The sequence below is a fragment of the Nanhaiella sioensis genome (assembly GCF_046557775.1).
In the GTDB taxonomy this organism is placed as follows: Bacteria; Bacillota; Bacilli; order Bacillales; family SM2101; genus Nanhaiella; species Nanhaiella sioensis.
Map to the genome: position 1 here is coordinate 299577 of NZ_JBKAEG010000001.1, position 18487 is coordinate 318063.

Sequence of the window (18487 nt, forward strand, 5' to 3'; positions counted from 1 at the left end):
TTGTACTTTTTTGTTAATATTACTCAGTAAAACGAGGTCACGTACCGAGGAATAGTTATTTATTTACCTGCCAGTTGTTGTGCCTTCTTTTGTGTTGCGATAACCGCTTGCTCAATAATATTTGTAAATTGATTTTGATCTAACACTTCTATTCCTGCTGCTGTAGAACCTCCAGGTGATGTCACTTGATCACGTAGTTCGTCGGGAGCATGTCCTTCCTTCAACATAGCAGCTGATCCATATATCATCTGCGTAACGAGCTTGCGTGCTTGGGCTTTTGTAACACCGTATTCTAACGCCGACTGTTCTAACGCCTCAGCAAAACGATATAAAAACGCTGGTGCACTTCCAGTAATAGCAGTTAAATCATGTATTTGTTGCTCTGTACATAGTTCTGCATCACCTATTCCAGTTAATACTAGCTCTAACTCTTGGCGATGCTTCTCCTTAACAGCTTTGCCAAAAGTGTATAAAGACATAGATTGAGAAATGTTTGCAGCAGTGTTTGGCATAATCCAAGCAACTGGCGTCTCCTCAGGCAGAATATTTTCTAGTAGCTGTATGCCTATTCCACCTGCTATAGTGACAACTAATTGTCCTTTAATCCATAAAGACAAATCTTCTAGTATCTCTTTGTGCGCTTCAGGAGGCATAGCCAAAATAATGATATCTACATGGGCGACCTCATCCTGCCATTTTGTTGATGTTGTGACACCATATTTTTCCTTCAAATCAAATAATCTTTGTTCATCTGTTCGATTCGTAACAATAATTTCTTCAATATACTCTTTTTTGTATGTTAGTAAACCAGAAAAAATGGCCTCGGCCATTCTGCCTGCACCAATAAATAAGATCTTTTTTTTCATTAGATGTTCCACTCCATTAATAGACATATTTGTTGATCTAATCAATATTTCTTAAATTCAAATTTGTTTCTTGATCTTTAACTACCACAATAAACGATTATAACGTAGTCACTATTAATAATGAAGTATTTAATTATACTCACGATAAATCTTGAGGGACTTTACTTCCTTTAGATCAGTAATAGTATTTATTTTCAGCCTAAAAACTATTTCATTCCTCAAAATAAAATAAAGGAGTACTCTTCTTTTTATAAGAGTACTACCTTAAAAGCCATATAGGCGATCAACCTATTTATAGATCCAATGCATTTACGCTATTGAACATCTAATTTCATGAATGAAAGATGCTGTTATCTTGTATACTCTAATAAGGACGTACCACAACTCCAAGTACAATGATCAACAGTATGAATAATACTACAATAAACGCAAATCCACCAAAAGGTCCTCCACCATATCCATAACCACCATAACCATACATATTACCATTCCTCCTTTCTAGTTATATGTTCAGTTTATGTGTATAAAAACAAACTGACTGTACGAATGCACATGATGAAAACACCCAATTTATGGTGATCTTTATTATTTTTCATATAGCTGTTGTTTTCGTACTTAGAAACAATGGCAAATTTAAATTTGATTTGAGGGATCCTTGTTACTTTAATACAGTTAAAGCCAAATAAACCATTGCATAGCTGTTTTTATTTAATAACAACAAAATTCCTTTTTTCTGATTGTATAAGCTTGTGATTTTTCTTAACAAAAGACTGTTATCCAATTAATTGTTGATTATCGTAATAATAGCTAAATTCTAATACATCTAATGCTCGAGGCATCTTTCTTCTCTATAGACTATGAAAGTCATATAAAACCATTCAGTCTCTCAAATGTGAGGGAAAATAAGCAACATAGTTTTTGAAAAGAACCTTACTTATATCAACCTTAATGAGAGCAAATGCGAATACAAAATAAGACTTTTTACTTAGCCCATAACTTACATTACTTGTGAAAATATTATCAATCTTGATAAATACACTGAATATTTGTAATATTACAATTAGATATATGCATTTACTATATAGTAGTAAATATGAATTAAAGGAGTTGGAAAAATGAAAATCCGTACTTATCTATTAATCGTGCTATTAACTGCGATGCTAGTATTTCCATCAAGTATTGTAAAAGGTGCTATTGTAACAGATGCAATTCCAAAACCAATTAATGTAACTAACACACCTGGAACTTGGTACTTAGGTGCATTACCTGACAATGTGAATATGAACAAATCTCCTCTCGTGTTCGTCCAAGGTTTACACGGAAACGCTAAGGATTGGTGGGAAGAAACAGTTTATTACGGTGAAAACGATATGTACAATTATGCATATGCTAATGGCTATCGAACAGCTTTTGTACAACTTGAGGATGCAACTGGTGGAGATGCTGCGGATATGTGGCATAATGGTCAAATGCTAGCACCGATGTTAGAGGAAATTTACAACTATTTTGGAGAGCAAGTTACTATTATCGCTCATAGTAAAGGAGGGGTCGATTCACAAACAGCGCTCGTCCATTTTGGAGCATGGCCATACGTAAACGATGTCATAACATTATCTTCTCCACACTATGGTTCTCCTTTAGCTGATTTGGCATATAGTTCTTGGGCAAATTGGTTAGCAGACTTGATTGGCAGAACTGATGAAGGAACATATGCAATGCAAACAGGGGAAATGGAAAAATTCCGTCTAATTACCGACGAAAATGAAAGCGCATACAAAAATAACTATTATACTGCTTCAGGCACTGGATGGGGGCCTTTCTTTTCTGCTCTTTGGTTTGGTGGTGCGTATATAGGCGGTGATAACGATGGTCTTGTTCCTGTATGGAGTTCTAAGCTTCCGTATGGCACTCACTTTTTTAGTGGAGGAGACGACATAGATCACGATAATATTCGGATGGGCAACAGTTCCTTTGATAGAATTGCAACTTTGTTAAATGATACATCTGCTCACACATCGGCAAATTGGTTCACAGCTGCTTCATCTGACTCGCAATATGTACCTGAACAATTATTAAGAGGCGGTAGTTTATCTACTAATCAACTAGTAGAAGAACTTATCCCCGTAGAATCTGATAATAATAGAGTTGTATTTCAAATATTAACAGCTAGCGAAGATGTGAATGTAAAGCTTATATCTCCGAAAGGAAAAGAATATACAAAAAAATCAAAGCAATATATACAATCTGAGGGAGAGAATTTCTTTAAAAACACTTATATTCAAACATTTACTATAGACCAACCTGGTGCTGGAGAATGGCAAATAGATATAAATAGTAGCAACGAAGATGCCTACTTTATAGTTACAAATTTTCAAGGGTCAAATGCACTTAACTTAAATTGGAGAGAGCTTGAAAAAGAAGCGAAAAATAAAGATAAAAAAGATAAAAAATTAAAGATTGATAAGAAAGTGAAGAAAAATAAATCTAAGCAAAAAAAACCTAGAGATATTTCGAATGAAATTCTTGATATAATCCAAGCTGATACGTACAATGTCACCTATGAAATTGTTGGAACGACCGAGGATGGTGAAACATTTTACCGAACTGCTGTGAAATCTTATTATCAATATGATGAAAATTAAAGTCAATTTGTTTTGTTGAATTAGGTTCGAAGATAATTTATTCAAGAGGATTTAGAATATAATAATTTGCGACTTTATCCTTTATTACAAAATAAGTAAAATTAGGTTATTCTCGTATTTAACATTAATCTTTTATCTATTAAACTAATCTGTTGCGTAAAAGAGCTTGAAACAATATTCAAGCTCTTTTTTCTTCTATATATTTTACGTACCCATTAAATTTCTACTCATATATCATTCAAGGACAGTACCAGTATCATTTACGTATAAAATATATGTTTGCCGATCCTCATCTGCCTCTACCGACGACCTTTTATACTCTTTTCCTTCTATATATATAAATGAATTACCTATATATCCTAAAACGTCCATATGATCACGACAATCATATATTTTAAGAAGCTTTTGCTCTCCAATCCTCCTATACTCCCTTACTTCCACACATAAGTTTTCTCTCACACGTGCATTGGGATCGATCGTATCATCTCCAATTTTGTTCACATATAAAACGAAACGGTCCTCTTCTAATGCTGATGATACTTGTTCATATACAATGCCGTCCTTCACATAATACTCACATTCACGTCTGACAAATATTTGTTCTCGATCGATATCTTTATAATGATATAGTGCAGGATAGTCTTTATAACGATCATTTAGCCGAATTTCTAACACTCTAATTTTTTGATTCATGTGCCCTCTCCTATGTAAATGTTATTACATCCATTATATAGAAAATACCTATAGCTATAAAATGATAATACTTAATAAAAGGTTTTATATTTTGCCCTATTACGAAGTCATTGTTAAGGCTCTTTTTGTATATATTACACGACTATCATAAAAATAAGAATAAAAATAGCACAAAGGCTGAATGTATGTGTGGTTATTCTTTAGCATTAATAAACAACCTATACGATATCATCATTACTCAGCTATACATTCTCGTTTTTCACATTAATCAATCAATGCTACAACTAATTGTTTTCCTTTGTAAGATTCACAAATAACTGGACAACTGATTTATTCATCCTCTAACAATATTTTACATGTTAGGCGGACCCCACAATCAATATTTATTGAATGCAAAAGGTTATCTTGACTGTGGGCTTAATCCCCTCTAACATTAATTTTTATTAGGCTCTTTTCGTAACTTTGTTGCTATTGTTATCAAATTAGTACCAAAAAAGTGGTTTACATTGTTAGTTAACGTTGTAGAAAAAAGATGCCCATCGTGTTTATTTCTTAAAACGAAAAACAACTATCAATGAAAAACAGCCTTTTAGTATGTGGTAATTAGAAACGGCGACGACGGAATAATGCACTTAACAAAAAGATCGTTGCGACAGCCCGAAAAGGAAAGAACCTTCTTCCACCACGACCACGAACAAATAAACCCGTTCCAGTCCTACCTTCAATGACTCCATCATAACTCCAGCCGCCAACTCCCATCACTCTAACTGGTTGATAATAGTATCTATTTGTTAAATTACTGATGTGTTCTTCGTGTAGCATATTTATTCCTCCTTTCTAACTAAATCTTGCGAGAAGGATAAATAGCAATACTAGAAAAGGTTTATTAATACTCAATTACTGTGATTTTATTTAGATGTTTATTACCCATTCTAAAAAGATAGCCTAAATACCGATCCAAATAGAAACTTTTTAATATAGGGTAACTGTCTGAACATATTTTACAGCATCCTTCCGCTTCTATCTATTATATGTATGTAGTAAATAATCGGTATGGACATCCCCCTATGCCTATCAAAAATTTTCTTAGTCTATGTTTAGGTGTTTGTAATAGGAAGTTTTCACATTAATAGTTCCTTTCCGTAAAAAGAGCTAATCACAAATATAACCACCGTTCGGAGCTTCTTTACTACTCAAAGGTTATAAAGTTATCTAAAACACATTAGTTACTTAAATGTAAGTGAAAAAATAACAACAAAGTTTACGAAAAGTGCCTATAACAATGAGCAGCATAGTTATAGACTTCCAATATAATTTCTATTACTTCCCTAAATACACGTTTCACCTATTTTGTTTCGATCCTACATCGTATTTGTTCTTTGAATAGTTAAAGCTCAATTGCTAATACTAATCAAAGCTCCATAAAACATGTAACAAAATAAGGAGATACAACATGCAAGAAAAACTTCATCCTTATCAAGTCACTATCGTTGTTTATATGATACAAATTGGCATTACCATCATTACTTTACCTCGTATCAGTGCTGAGACTTTTGGGACGAATGGATGGATTGGGGTAATAATTGTATCTCTACTAGTAGCAGTGAACATATTAGCAATTGGTTTAGTCTTCTTTTATAGCAATGGAAAATCAATTTTTAAGATTTTGGATGAAGGACTCCCACAATTTTTATTGCGGCCATTTTATCTTTTTTTAGCGTTACTATGGAGTACTCTTGGAGTATTAATAGCAAAAGATTTCGAATTGCAATTGAATTTATTTTTCTATCCAACACGTACAGCATATATATATGTATTAATGTCTCTTTTTTTTACATACTGGCTCGTTCGAAGAGGAATTTATCACATCGCCAAAGCTTCAGTTGTTTTCTTCGCTGTCATCTTAATGACATTATTATTAGGATTTCTTCTACCCGAGTTTAGATTTACAAGATTAACGCCATTTGTTTTTAAAGGTGACAAAGAGCTATTCAAAGGTGGGATACAAGTTGTATCGGCTTTTTTAGGGTATGAGCTAACCCTTCTTTTTATACCTTATATGCTGAAACTGAAAACAGCTGTAAAATCAGTATTACTCGGACATGCCATAGTCACTTTTGTCTATGTTAGTACATGTTTTGTTGCTTTTGGCTTATTTAGCTATCGTCAATTGTTAAATGAAAAATTTCCAATTCTAACTATGCTTGAATATTTGGAGTTTCCATTCATAGAAAGGGTTGAAGGCTTTGTTTTTCACTTTTTTATATTAGAAGTGATTATCACTGTTGTGTTTTTTTATTGGGGTGCTGATCAAGTTCTTAGACAAGCAATTCCAAAAATTTCTCCTAGAAAATCGATTTTAAGTTTAATTATCGTCTCATTTTGTTTATCGCTTTTTGTTAAGGGCTCTCTTGAAGTTGATAAGTGGTTACTCGGTCTCGGTTTTGCTGAAGCAATCATTGCAGTATTACTTCCTACACTACTCTTATTAACATTAGGAATATCTCATTTACGTCATAAACAAAATGTTTAATTAATCCCAATCTTCTAGTCAAGATTCTAATATGACATATTGGTATATCCTATCTTGGAATAGAGTATCTATAGAAGTCCATACTAAGGACAAAACATTTATTGAGACTAATTTATTCGCATAGTTAGAAATTACTATAAATTCGGGGTGATAAAGTGTTTACATTTTTTAAAAAGCGGATGAAAAATGATACAACTAAAAAGAAGACATCCGACAATGAATTAGAAAAGCATGATAGTAACCCTGAACCTACCTATTCACATATTGAGCAGCAATTTACAGATTGTACTGACATATCTAAGAAATATTGTCAACGAGTCGATGTAAGGCTAATCTATTTCGAGTATATGGTTGACAAACAAACACTAAACAGCGATGTTATTGATAAATTAGAAGATCTTGACCCTGAAGAAGTGCACTCGTTTCTACAGCAAAGCCAATTTCAGCCTAGCCACGAAAATAAAGAAGTAGTAAAGGCAATCTTAGATGGTAACGCTGCTATTTTCCACGAAAATAATACGTATATATTCGAAGCTACAAAGTTAGAAACACGCGCGATACAAACAGCTGAATCTGAGACAATTATAACAGGACCACATGATGCATTAAATGAACTAATAGATACAAATCTATCTCTAATTAGGCGTAGAGTGAAAAGCTCTCATTTAAAAGTACTAAAATTGTCGGTAGGTGAAATAGGAAAAAGTAACGTGTATTTATTATATATTGATGGCATTGCTGATCAACAAATTGTCCAAGATGCTAAGACAAGGATCGAAAACATAGAGATTGATGCAATTTATGATGTTAACATGCTTGTTCAATTAATCGATGAATCTCCAAACTCACCTTTTCCACAATTTCATACGACAGAACGTCCAGATGTCATTTCGTCTAAACTAACTGAAGGAAAAGTTGTCGGCATGATGGAGAACAGTCCTTATGCGTTCAGTGCTCCAACGAGCTTTTTTGATTTCTTTCAGTCAACAGATGATTATAACCAGCGGTGGCTCGTTGGGTCTGCTACAAGGTTGTTACGCCTTTTTGCTTTATTTGTAACTGTTTCTTTTACAGCTCTGTATGTGTCAATAACTACATATCATTATGAAATGGTACCCGACTTACTATTAATTAGCTTAATTACATCAAGAAGTAATGTGCCCTTTCCACCAATAATGGAAGCATTGTTGATGGAATTTACCATTGAGTTGTTAAGAGAGGCTGGAGCACGTCTACCGACGAAGATTGGTCAAACAATCGGTATTGTTGGAGGAATTGTCATTGGGTCAGCATCAGTAGACGCTGGTATTACGAGTAATATTTTAATTATAGCTGTTTCAATTTCTGCCATCTCTTCTTTTGTCATACCTAGTTATGTCATGAGTAATTCTATTAGGATTATTCGGTTTGGATTTATTTTATTAGCTGGTTTGTTAGGTAACTTAGGCATTGTATTTGGCATAGCTTGTTTAGTTATTCATCTCACTGGATTAACTAATTTAAAAGCGCCATATTTTTGGCCTATATCACCAACAAATCTTAGTGGTTGGAAAGATACGATCATTAGAGGGCCTCTTAGTATTTTTAATACCCGTCCTAACATAAGTAGCCCTACAAATGATACAAGAAAAAAATTAAAATAACGACAAAAGCTAGTTGAGAGTAGCTTAAACAAGATTTTGTAAGAAAAGGGGACTTATGAATGCAAGAAAAACTCCAACCTTTTCCAACTGCTATACTTATCCATATGGTTCAATCAGGGATTATTTTATTCAGCTTACCTCGTGTAGCAGCTGATGCTTTTGGAACTAACGGGTGGATTGGAGTTTTACTAATCTCCATAATCGTCATGTTAAATATAGTGCTCATTAGTCTCGTGTTTCATTTCGGTAAAGGAAGGTCGATATTTAACATATTTGAGGATGCTTTACCTATTTCATTGCTGCGGCCTTTTTACCTCCTTTTAGCTCTGCAATGGGGTACTTTGGCAGTTCTTATCGCAAAGGATTTTGAAATGTTGTTGAGAATGTTATATTATCCGACGATGCCATTTACTGGATACGTATTTATATCGATATTATTAACGTATTGGCTCGTAACGAGTGGCATTTATCATATTAGTAAAGCAACCGTTATTTTCTTTTTTTTATCAATATGGACTATGTTTTTATTATTTTTCCACCTTTCCGAATTTAGGTTGTCTCGATTTACACCATTTATTTTTGAAGGCAGCAAAAAATTAGTTGAAGGTGGTAGCGGAGTGTTTACTGCTTATTTAGGGTATGAAATTATCTTGCTATTGTTTCCTTATTTAGCTGTAAAGAGATCTACAATTAAATCATTTTTTTATGCAAATGTTATTACAACAACGGTCTATTTCTTCGTTTGCTTTGTATCTTTTGGTTATTTTAGCTTTGAGTACTTAAAAAATGAATCATTTCCTTCGTTGACATTGCTTGATTACATTAGATTTCCTTTTGTGGAACGAATTGAAGGCTTTCTATATAATTTAGCTTCTTTATCCGTTTTAGTTACTGTTGTCATGTATTATTGGTCTGCAAATGAAGCTATAAAGCACGCTTTGCCAAAAATAAAGCCAAATCGCTCATTTGCATTATTGTTAGTCGTTACGTTTATAATTTCTTTGAACCTGACATTGATGAGAGAGGTTGAATTAGCCTTAACAATACTTGCACGAATTGAAATCGGAATAGCTATTTTATTACCAATTATCCTTATAGTACTTATAAGCATCACACATATGAGGAGGAAAACAAATGCGTAACATATTCTTTGTAACAATATGCATTGTCCTATTAAGTGGCTGTTATACTAGTTATGGAATTGATGACTTAGCTATGATCAATGCAATAGGTTATGACCTTTCTGAAGAGGAGGATGCTTATCTTGATGTTACAGCCTTATATCCTCGCGCTACAGAAACTGGTAACGTTTTTGAAACACTGCAAGCATCTGGGAATTCAACGAAAGATATTGAGATTGATACGATGGCGCAATCAAGCTTTGAGATCGTAAATGGTCAGCTTGAGATTATGTTATTTGGGGAAGAACTCGCAAAAGAAGGGATTTTACCGATTATTCATACAGCATTACGAGATCCTAGCATTGGCTCTAGAGTAAAGCTAGCTGTGACAAAAGGAAAAGCAGATCAAATCATTACAAAGAAATTAGAAAAAGAACCTAACTTAGGTTTATATTTAGATACAATGTTAAATAAGTTCGAAAAGACATTTGTTTTTCCATCTGTTAATTTATATCAATTTTCTAGATCTTATTTTGATGATGGCATTGACCCCTTTTTACCAGTATTTACAGCAACTTCAAATAATATTGAGTTTGACAGCTTTGCCTTGTTTAATGAAGATAAACTTATTACGACGATCTCAAGAAAACAAGCTGTCTACTTATTTTTTTTAAGAGAAAACTTTCGTAAAGGATTACTTGATATCGATTTAATGAAGGGAGATATTGCAGATCATATTCACCTTTCATATGTACGTAACAAACATAAAATACATATTACCAAAAAAGAAGATGATCACTTTTCAGTAGAAATTGATATCCATGTTACTGGTTCTTTAGAAGAGTATACCGGTGACTTGAATATTGAAGAACCTAAAGAACAAAAGAAACTAGAAAAAATAATAAAAGAGCTCGTTGATAAAGAAACTATGGCTGTAATGAAGTTTCTACAAAAGAATAATGTTGACGTGATAGGCTTAGGCCAAAAAATAAGAAATAGTCTTACATATGAAGAGTGGAAAAGCCTTGATTGGGATAAAGTGTACCCAGAAATTGACGTCACAATTAAATCAGATGTAAAAATACGAAACATAGGTAAATTTAATCAGGATGACGTGAGCAACTAGTTGAGGACTGATCCACGCTGATTTATAGTGTTACAATAACGAATGGCAGACCTATCTAAGATCTGCCATTCGTTATTTTTCGTTAAGCTGTTTTCTCAATCACTGATAAAAGTTTACGAAAAGAGCCTACATTATTTAAGTTAGCTTACAATTATACATTGCATGGTGAAAGGTGGTCCTCACAATTTTCAAATAGATGTTGTACATCAATATTGAATAACTCTGTAAAAGAGTTAATAGGGAACCTCTTTACATAAGACATAACAGTATTATAAGCAAATGCCTGTCCAGTATATGTAGGTATATCATCGTCATAATACCCAAAATAAAATTTCCTATTTAATTGTACATTTGTTGACTGTAACATCCCTTTCACACTAGCCCAGTATCTCCCTTCATCTATTGTGTAGTCAGCCCACCAACGCTTATCTTCAAAGAAGGATAGGCTAAAATACTGGGCTGCCCCCTCCAATTTAAACCAATCAGCTAAAGTAAAAATGCCGTTCAATTGATTAACTGGGCTTTGTGGAGAAGAGTAAAAAGCCTGGTGTGCTAAAACGTATTTTAAGTAATCGAGATCTGGGTTTGGTGGAACGAAAATGAGTATATTACCATGATGATTTATATAGGCAAAAATACAAAGTGACTGAGGTATATGATGAGGTTTTGCAAGAGCTGGGACTACTGTTATTTCTAGGTTTTCGACATAAATATATTTTGACACTAGGCTCATGACATTTTGGGTAACAGCTTCAATTAACCCTTCATTCCATTGTAATCCAACAAGCTGTTCACTTGTTAATGTTTGCAATTTATGAAGGTTTATATCATCAATTAAAGAGCTACTACCTTTACTGCTCTCCTCTTTGAATTCGAAATTAAAGCCATGACCGCGAACTAAATGTGCTAAGTAATCCTTTTTTTCTATTAAGCTGTAGGGGGCGAATTGAGTAATAGATACCATAATGAAATAAGCTCCTTCCATTATTATCTTTAATTTTCCAATGCCATTCTAACTGTTTGAAGCACCTTTAATCCAAGCCAAGCACCTAAAGTATTTAACAAAATGTCATCAATATCAAAACTACCTAAGCTAAAAACAAATTGAAGTAATTCGAGACTGCTAATCAACCATATGAATACTAAAATTAATAAACCGCTTTTTCGCAGCTTAGGGATCAATAAAGACAAAAATAATCCGAAAGGTATAAAAACAATGATATTCCCAATTAGATTTATCATGATTACACGTGCACTATAGTATCCAATATTGTTCACATAATTACCTATTGTTTTAAATGGAATAAGGTTGTACGAAGATTCTTCAAAACTACTTCTAGAAAATCCAAAGAACATCATGTAAATGAGCATCAAAAAATAAATGCCAAATAACAACCATGCAAATATGATTTTCTTATCCTTTGCCAAATGTGTCGTATCCAACATACCTATTCCCCTACGTTTTTATAACTAACAAAGCAGCTAAATTCATAAATAAATCTCTTCATATCATACCATATATCCTTTGGTAAAATTAGTATAATCAAAAAAACACACAAAATTCAAAAATAATCTGTATAATTTTTAATTATTCAAAAATATTAGAATACAAGACAGGATTTCTTTATTAAATATTGAAATATTATATTAATCATTAAATAACACGAATTCTAACACATATATATTATTAAATTAATTAAGGAGGTTCTAGCATTTATAGCCTAAAACGAAGCATTTATCTTATGTTTTCGTGCATACATTATTTAATAAGTAAAGAAATTTAAAATTTCTTTATCACACAACAGCTTAAAAGCGTTTGTGTGATATAATATTAACCGTCACCATTTTGACACAAATAACTTATCTCAACTTTTTATTTGTAAGGGAGGAAATAACAATGAATATAGTAAAAAAAAGCGAGATTCCAGCTCATTTAAGAGAGTATGTTATTGAACAGCAGTACGATGCGTACACTCCTATTAATCACGCTGTTTGGCGTTATGTGATGAGACAAAATGTAAATTTCTTTAAAGATGTCGCTCACGAAGCTTATACAAATGGTGTTACAGCCTCAGGCATGAACATTGAACGTATACCTAGAGTGGAAGAAATGCATAATAGCCTTCATCCATTTAATTGGGGTGCGGTTGCAATAGATGGATATATTCCAGGAGTAATTTTCTTTGACTTCCAAGCCCATGGGTTACTCCCGATCGGAACTGATATTCGGAAATTAGAAAACATCGAATATACACCTGCTCCTGATATTATTCATGAAGCTGCAGGGCATGCACCAATTCTTTGTGATAAAAAATATGCTGAATACGTCAAAACATTTGGTGAAATTGGGCGAAAAGCTATCGCAACAAAGGAAGAACATGATGTTTTTGAAGCTGTTCGTACATTATCTAATTTATTAGAAAAAGGAAGCACAACTGAAGAAGAGATTGCTGAAGCTGAAAGAATTCTTGCAGAAAAACAGAAAGCTGTTACACAAATCTCTGAAGCTGAAGAAATATCACGACTTTACTGGTGGACAGTAGAATATGGACTAATTGGAAGCATCAACGATCCTAAAATATATGGTGCAGGCCTATTATCATCTGTTGGAGAAAGTAGCAGTTGTTTAACAGATGAAGTTAAAAAAATTCCATTTGATCTAGATCATGTTATTTCAACTGGTTTCGATATTACAACAAAACAGCCTCAACTTTTTGTTTGCGAAGATTTTGATCAATTAATTGATGCTGTCAAAGAATATTCAAAGCGGATGGCATTTTATGTCGGTGGCACAGAGAGTCTAGAAAAAGCTGTGCAATCTGGTGCAACTGCAACAGTTGAGTATAGTTCAGGCTTACAGTTGACTGGGACTGTTTCAAAACTAATAAAGGATGAAAAACAAGAAGCAGTTTATTTAAATACGTCAGGCGAATCCATCTTATCATTTGATGACAAACAACTTGCTAATCATGGGAAAGATGTTCATGCTGATGGCTTCGGATCACCAATTGGAAAGCTAAAAGGAGAAGATAAACCTTTAGAAGACCTAACTGATGTTGAATTAGAGCAGCATGGAATAATTATTAATGACAAAGCAACACTACAGTTTGAAAGCGGTGTCATCGTTGCTGGAGTTGTTCATGAAATGATAAGAAAGAACAGTAAAGTAATTCTCATTCGTTTTAAAGAAGCCTCAGTCACATATAACAATCAAACGCTTTTCCAACCAGATTGGGGTATGTATGATATGGCTGTTGGGTCACACGTTACATCTGTTTATGCTGGTTCAGCAGATCCTGAAGCTTATTTTTCATCAGAAAGCATAGTAGAGGACGAAGAAGTTAATTCTAACGCAACTAACTCCTTAAGCCCATTAGATCATTTATATACAAAAGTACGTGAAATAAGAGAAGATATCAGTCTTCATTCAAATCCATCTGAAGCTATACTAGAAGTGATAAATCAACTAGATATAGAATTCCCAAATGATTGGTTATTACGCTTAGAAATTTTAGAGCTTCTAGCTGAAAATGATCTGAATCCTGAAGGACAAGAAAAACTTCATAAAGACTTAAACCGCTTAAAAAGTGAAGAAAAGGCATTATCTCAGCTCATCGAAAACGGTTTGAAATTAATCTAGTTGACGGTATGAAAACGAGCGCTATGAAATTAAATAGCTGCTCGTTTTTTCTATTGATCATTTGAAAATGAGTTTTATGACACACCTTTTCTTTTCTTTATTACGTGAGAAATACTAAGTAACAATAATAAAAAAATAGGCAGAGCAATCGATACCACTCCTTCTATTAATCCTAACCAAATATCCCATTCATCTAACTCTCTTGAGAGATTTGGTATGAAGGACAAACAAAAAGTTAAAATTATTAAAAACAAGAGCGTATAACGAGGCTTAATTGATGGCACAGCATGTCTAAGTACTAAATCTGCAGACCAGTAATAAACAACGATAGTTATCAAAACTCTTAGGAAATATAAGCTAACAATAAATCCATCTAAGCGTTGGAAAAAAGGCAATTGAAAATATTCAATCATAGTTATGAATGGATACGTGTCATTTACCAATTGGTCATAACTGAAATAACCGTAAGCAACAAAGCAATTTACAAGAAAAATAAATGTTGTAATGATATTCCCGAATATCAATGCTTTAAAAGCTGATTTCTTTTTCATCATAAATGGGATGATTAAAATAACTAGCTCATAACCTAAAAAAGCATCTAACACACCAAAACCGCCGTCAATAATCTTTTTCTCCCCTTCAAAAATAAAGGGTGTAAATCTTAAAATCCTAAATTCAGGTGTTAAATAGAAAAACAACAACACAATCCATATAGTAAGCCCAAAAAATACAACAGTTGTTTTCCCGATATGGTATATTCCACTTCTAACTAGCCAATATGTAATAACTAAAGTAAAGATAATAAATAAAAGTGAGGGCATAGTTGGATAATATAAGGTACGTAACAATAAGTCATAATACTTTAAAACTAAGACCCCAGTTGTACTCCACAACAAAGCTAAAAAAACATATAGTGGCTTTACAAGAATTGGTGATATTACGTCTTCTAATATTTCAAATATGGTTTTATCTTTTCCAAAACGAAATACTAACGCTATAAGTATTAAATTCAAAATGACAAGCACGGAAAATATTAAAATTCCAACCCACCCATTTGTCCCAAACGCTTCTGCTGTATAACGTGGTAAGCTTAATTGATCAATGCCTGTTTGTATCATAAAAACCATTATTGCAACCTGAAATGTACTGAGTCCCTCTTTCATCATGTGCCTCATTTGCTTATTGATTTTGTTGCCCGTTTTTTAGCTTTCATTGTTGCTCTCCCTAAAAAAAACTAAACACGATAGGCGACTTTTTTCTTTAAAGACTGCCAAAATGACATACTACCCAACAGTTGCCCTAATGTAAGTTAAAAAAGCAACAGAGTTTTCGAAAAGAACCTTTTCTTTTGAAGTATTAAACTGAAAAGAATAAATGAGCTTGAGTTAAATAATTACATATTTATTCCTTTGATGTTAGTATGATGATAATTACCTAAATTATTCCTACTTCTCTCCATTATCCACATTTAATGCATCACTATCACTTCTTAAATAGCCTTTACACTTCCAATTTTTCAGCTAGAATCTTCATATTCGTTTCGCATCGATTGTTGTTTTTTTAATTAGGTATATACACGGGAATACCAATTGTTCGTGATCTTTTCTACTCTTAAATTAATGGAGTTGTAAAACTTATCATACTGTCCATTCTTAGTAAAAAGAGCAACAAAGTTTACGAGAAGAGCCTTGGTTTATATAGACAATCAATTTTACCGTTGTTCATGCTAATGAGAAGAAGATCACTCATGTTTTCTAATACGACATTCCAATAACATTTATGGACCTTAAGTAAATTATTAGAAATCAAGACAAAATAGTTGAATGTCAAAAAAGGTCAGAGTATAATAAAGTCAAAGTTAGTCAAACACACACCGATTCAATCGGTCTATTTTTCATATTAAAAGTCAAAGTTAGTCAAAGTCTAAACTGAATTGTATTTCAACTGATATCAGAGTTTATTAATAACAATAAATTTTAAATATGGAGGTTTTATGTTATGGAATGTCAAGTTTGTAAAAATAAAGAAGCTGCTATTGTAGTTAAACTGAACATAAACGGTAACCAGGAACAATTACCTTTATGCCAAGAATGCTTTATCAATGAACGTAATAAATTAAATACACCCTCTGGCTTCCAAGGGTTTTCGCAATTTCCTTTTGAGCACATGTTTCAAGGTTCTCAATCATCATCCGAGTCCAAAGAACATAGCAAACAAACTCAACATGGAGGTAGAGGAGGATTATTAGATCAATTTGGACGCAACATCACACATGCTTCCAAAGCAGGCCTAATTGACCCTGTTATCGGTAGAGACAAAGAAATAAATAGAGTAATTGAAATTCTAAATCGACGCAACAAAAATAACCCCGTACTCATAGGTGAACCGGGTGTTGGTAAGACAGCAATAGCAGAAGGTTTAGCGTTAAAAATAGCTGACAATAATGTCCCGACTAAACTGTTAAATAAAGAGGTATATTTACTTGATGTTGCATCTTTAGTAGCAAATACTGGTGTGCGTGGTCAATTCGAAGACCGTATAAAAAGAATCATTGGAGAGCTTCAAAGAAGAAAAAATATTATTCTTTTCATTGATGAAATCCATTTATTAGTTGGAGCTGGTTCAGCCGAAGGCTCTATGGACGCAGGTAACATCCTAAAACCAGCACTTGCTCGGGGCGAGTTGCAAGTGGTTGGAGCAACAACACTTAATGAATATCGCAAAATTGAGAAGGATGCTGCTTTGGAACGACGCTTTCAACCGGTTACTGTAGCAGAACCAACAACTGATGAAGCGGAACAAATATTACATGGTATTAAAGAAAAATACGAAAACTACCATCATGTAAAATATACTGACGAAGCAATCACACAATGTGTCACTTTATCACACCGTTACATCCAAGATCGCTTCTTACCTGATAAAGCTATTGATCTACTTGACGAGGCTGGATCGAAAATTAATTTAGAGTTTGGTCACACCGATGAACAAGCTATACAAGATCGCCTATCTCAAATAACAAAAGAAAAGGAGGTTGCAGCAAATCAAGAAAATTACGAAGAAGCTGCAAATTTACGACACGAAGAAATCAAGCTAGAAAAACAATTAAAAGATCAAAATAATATAGAGAAAGCATTGGTAAATACGGAAGTTATTCAAAAAATTATTGAAGAAAAAACAGGTATCCCTGTTGGGAAGTTACAACAAGATGAACATAATAGAATGAAAAACTTGGAGAAAAACTTATCATCAAAAGTAATAGGACAAGAGGAAGCTGTTAAGAAGGTTGCAAAAGCCATTCGTCGAAGCAGAGCTGGACTAAAAGCAAAACATCGTCCAATTGGATCATTTCTATTTGTAGGTCCAACAGGTGTCGGAAAAACGGAACTAACAAAAACTTTAGCAGAAGAATTATTTGGCTCTAAGGATATGATGATTCGTTTTGATATGAGTGAATTTATGGAGAAACATTCGGTATCAAAATTAATAGGTTCACCTCCTGGATATGTTGGGCACGAAGATGCAGGTCAATTAACAGAAAAAGTCCGCAGAAATCCTTATAGTATCATTTTATTAGATGAAATTGAAAAAGCACACCCTGATGTGCAACATATGTTTCTTCAAATTTTAGAAGATGGCCGTCTTACTGATAGCCAAGGTAGAACAGTTAGCTTCAAAGATACAGTAATTATAATGACCAGTAATGCTGGAACATCACATAAAACAATTACAGTAGGCTTTGAACATAGCGGAACCGATGCTATTAAAGAAAGTAATATTCTAAATACGTTAGGTTCATTCTTTAAACCAGAATTTTTGAACAGATTTGATAGCATTATCGAATTCAATCAATTGGAAAAAGCACAGTTACAGAAAATAGTAGAGCTATTAATTTCAGAACTAGAACAAACATTAAAAGATCAAAACTTAATATTAACTGTTTCACCAGAAGCGATTGAAAAAATTGCTGAATTAGGCTATCACCCTCAATTTGGAGCTAGACCACTTCGTAGAGTCATCCAAGAACAGCTTGAGGATCAAATCGCTGATTTACTGCTCGAAAACCAAGATGTTACAGAGTTCCACACAGATATAAGAGCAGAAAAAATAACAGTTAAGGTAGTTGAAAAGCAAATTGTATAAGTCTAAAGGCTAAAATCAGCTTTTTAGAAATATCTCACAACGACAAATCTGCTTCGAACAATGAAAAAACAATCTATACA

14 protein-coding genes are annotated in these 18487 nt (G+C 33.3%); 7 read left to right on the forward strand and 7 right to left on the reverse strand.

The genetic code is table 11. The features are described from left to right. Window positions 1-59 precede the first annotated feature (59 nt). Together proC and V1503_RS01405 are read right to left on the reverse strand one after the other, a co-directional pair. On the reverse strand, window positions 60-866 hold the full coding sequence (proC, locus tag V1503_RS01400) for a pyrroline-5-carboxylate reductase (RefSeq protein ID WP_410624249.1): 807 nt from the start codon (window positions 864-866) through the stop codon (window positions 60-62). A 364-nt stretch (window positions 867-1230) separates the two neighbouring features. After that, entirely contained in the window at window positions 1231-1347 is a 117-nt protein-coding gene (locus tag V1503_RS01405) for a sporulation protein YjcZ (protein ID WP_410624251.1), read from the reverse strand. A gap of 634 nt (window positions 1348-1981) precedes the next feature. Here V1503_RS01405 and V1503_RS01410 point away from each other — a divergent pair. Further along, on the forward strand, window positions 1982-3508 hold the full coding sequence (locus tag V1503_RS01410; RefSeq protein WP_410624253.1) for an esterase/lipase family protein: 1527 nt from the start codon (window positions 1982-1984) through the stop codon (window positions 3506-3508). 234 nt (window positions 3509-3742) lie between these two features. On the opposite strand, the gene V1503_RS01415 is transcribed toward V1503_RS01410, so the two are convergent. Both V1503_RS01415 and V1503_RS01420 read right to left on the reverse strand, forming a co-directional pair. Beyond that, complete coding sequence (locus V1503_RS01415) at window positions 3743-4201, reverse strand: hypothetical protein (protein WP_214482140.1); 459 nt, start codon at window positions 4199-4201, stop codon at window positions 3743-3745. Between the two features lie 603 nt (window positions 4202-4804). Then, on the reverse strand, window positions 4805-5023 hold the full coding sequence (locus V1503_RS01420) for a hypothetical protein (RefSeq protein WP_214482139.1): 219 nt from the start codon (window positions 5021-5023) through the stop codon (window positions 4805-4807). A 631-nt stretch (window positions 5024-5654) separates the two neighbouring features. On the opposite strand from V1503_RS01420, the gene V1503_RS01425 reads away from it, so the two are divergent. The 4 genes from V1503_RS01425 (at window position 5655) to V1503_RS01440 (ending at window position 10624) form a co-directional block, all read left to right on the forward strand. Next, a complete protein-coding gene (locus tag V1503_RS01425) occupies window positions 5655-6734 on the forward strand; it encodes a GerAB/ArcD/ProY family transporter (protein ID WP_410624256.1) in 1080 nt (359 codons plus the stop codon). Window positions 6735-6889: 155 nt separating this feature from the next. Then, window positions 6890-8377 carry a spore germination protein gene (locus V1503_RS01430; protein WP_410624257.1) on the forward strand — a complete coding sequence of 496 codons (1488 nt, stop codon included), beginning with the start codon at window positions 6890-6892 and terminating at the stop codon, window positions 8375-8377. A gap of 59 nt (window positions 8378-8436) precedes the next feature. Next, a complete protein-coding gene (locus V1503_RS01435; RefSeq protein ID WP_214482136.1) occupies window positions 8437-9519 on the forward strand; it encodes a GerAB/ArcD/ProY family transporter in 1083 nt (360 codons plus the stop codon). Next, on the forward strand, window positions 9512-10624 hold the full coding sequence (locus V1503_RS01440) for a Ger(x)C family spore germination protein (protein ID WP_214482135.1): 1113 nt from the start codon (window positions 9512-9514) through the stop codon (window positions 10622-10624). The genes V1503_RS01435 and V1503_RS01440 overlap by 8 nt, the downstream gene beginning before the upstream one ends. Window positions 10625-10775: 151 nt before the next feature. On the opposite strand, the gene V1503_RS01445 is transcribed toward V1503_RS01440, so the two are convergent. Together V1503_RS01445 and V1503_RS01450 are read right to left on the reverse strand one after the other, a co-directional pair. After that, window positions 10776-11588 carry a DUF2268 domain-containing putative Zn-dependent protease gene (locus V1503_RS01445; protein WP_410624260.1) on the reverse strand — a complete coding sequence of 271 codons (813 nt, stop codon included), beginning with the start codon at window positions 11586-11588 and terminating at the stop codon, window positions 10776-10778. A gap of 29 nt (window positions 11589-11617) precedes the next feature. Beyond that, window positions 11618-12070 carry a VanZ family protein gene (locus V1503_RS01450; RefSeq protein ID WP_410624262.1) on the reverse strand — a complete coding sequence of 151 codons (453 nt, stop codon included), beginning with the start codon at window positions 12068-12070 and terminating at the stop codon, window positions 11618-11620. A 457-nt stretch (window positions 12071-12527) separates the two neighbouring features. Here V1503_RS01450 and V1503_RS01455 point away from each other — a divergent pair, with 457 nt between their 5' ends. Beyond that, window positions 12528-14264: an aromatic amino acid hydroxylase gene (locus V1503_RS01455; protein ID WP_410629363.1), complete on the forward strand. Its 1737-nt coding sequence runs from the start codon at window positions 12528-12530 to the stop codon at window positions 14262-14264. A gap of 74 nt (window positions 14265-14338) precedes the next feature. Here V1503_RS01455 and V1503_RS01460 read toward each other — a convergent pair whose 3' ends face one another. Further along, entirely contained in the window at window positions 14339-15427 is a 1089-nt protein-coding gene (locus V1503_RS01460; protein ID WP_410624264.1) for a GerAB/ArcD/ProY family transporter, read from the reverse strand. Window positions 15428-16262: 835 nt separating this feature from the next. Between V1503_RS01460 and V1503_RS01465 the strand changes: the two genes are divergently transcribed. Further along, complete coding sequence (locus tag V1503_RS01465; protein WP_410624266.1) at window positions 16263-18407, forward strand: ATP-dependent Clp protease ATP-binding subunit; 2145 nt, start codon at window positions 16263-16265, stop codon at window positions 18405-18407. Window positions 18408-18487 lie beyond the last annotated feature (80 nt).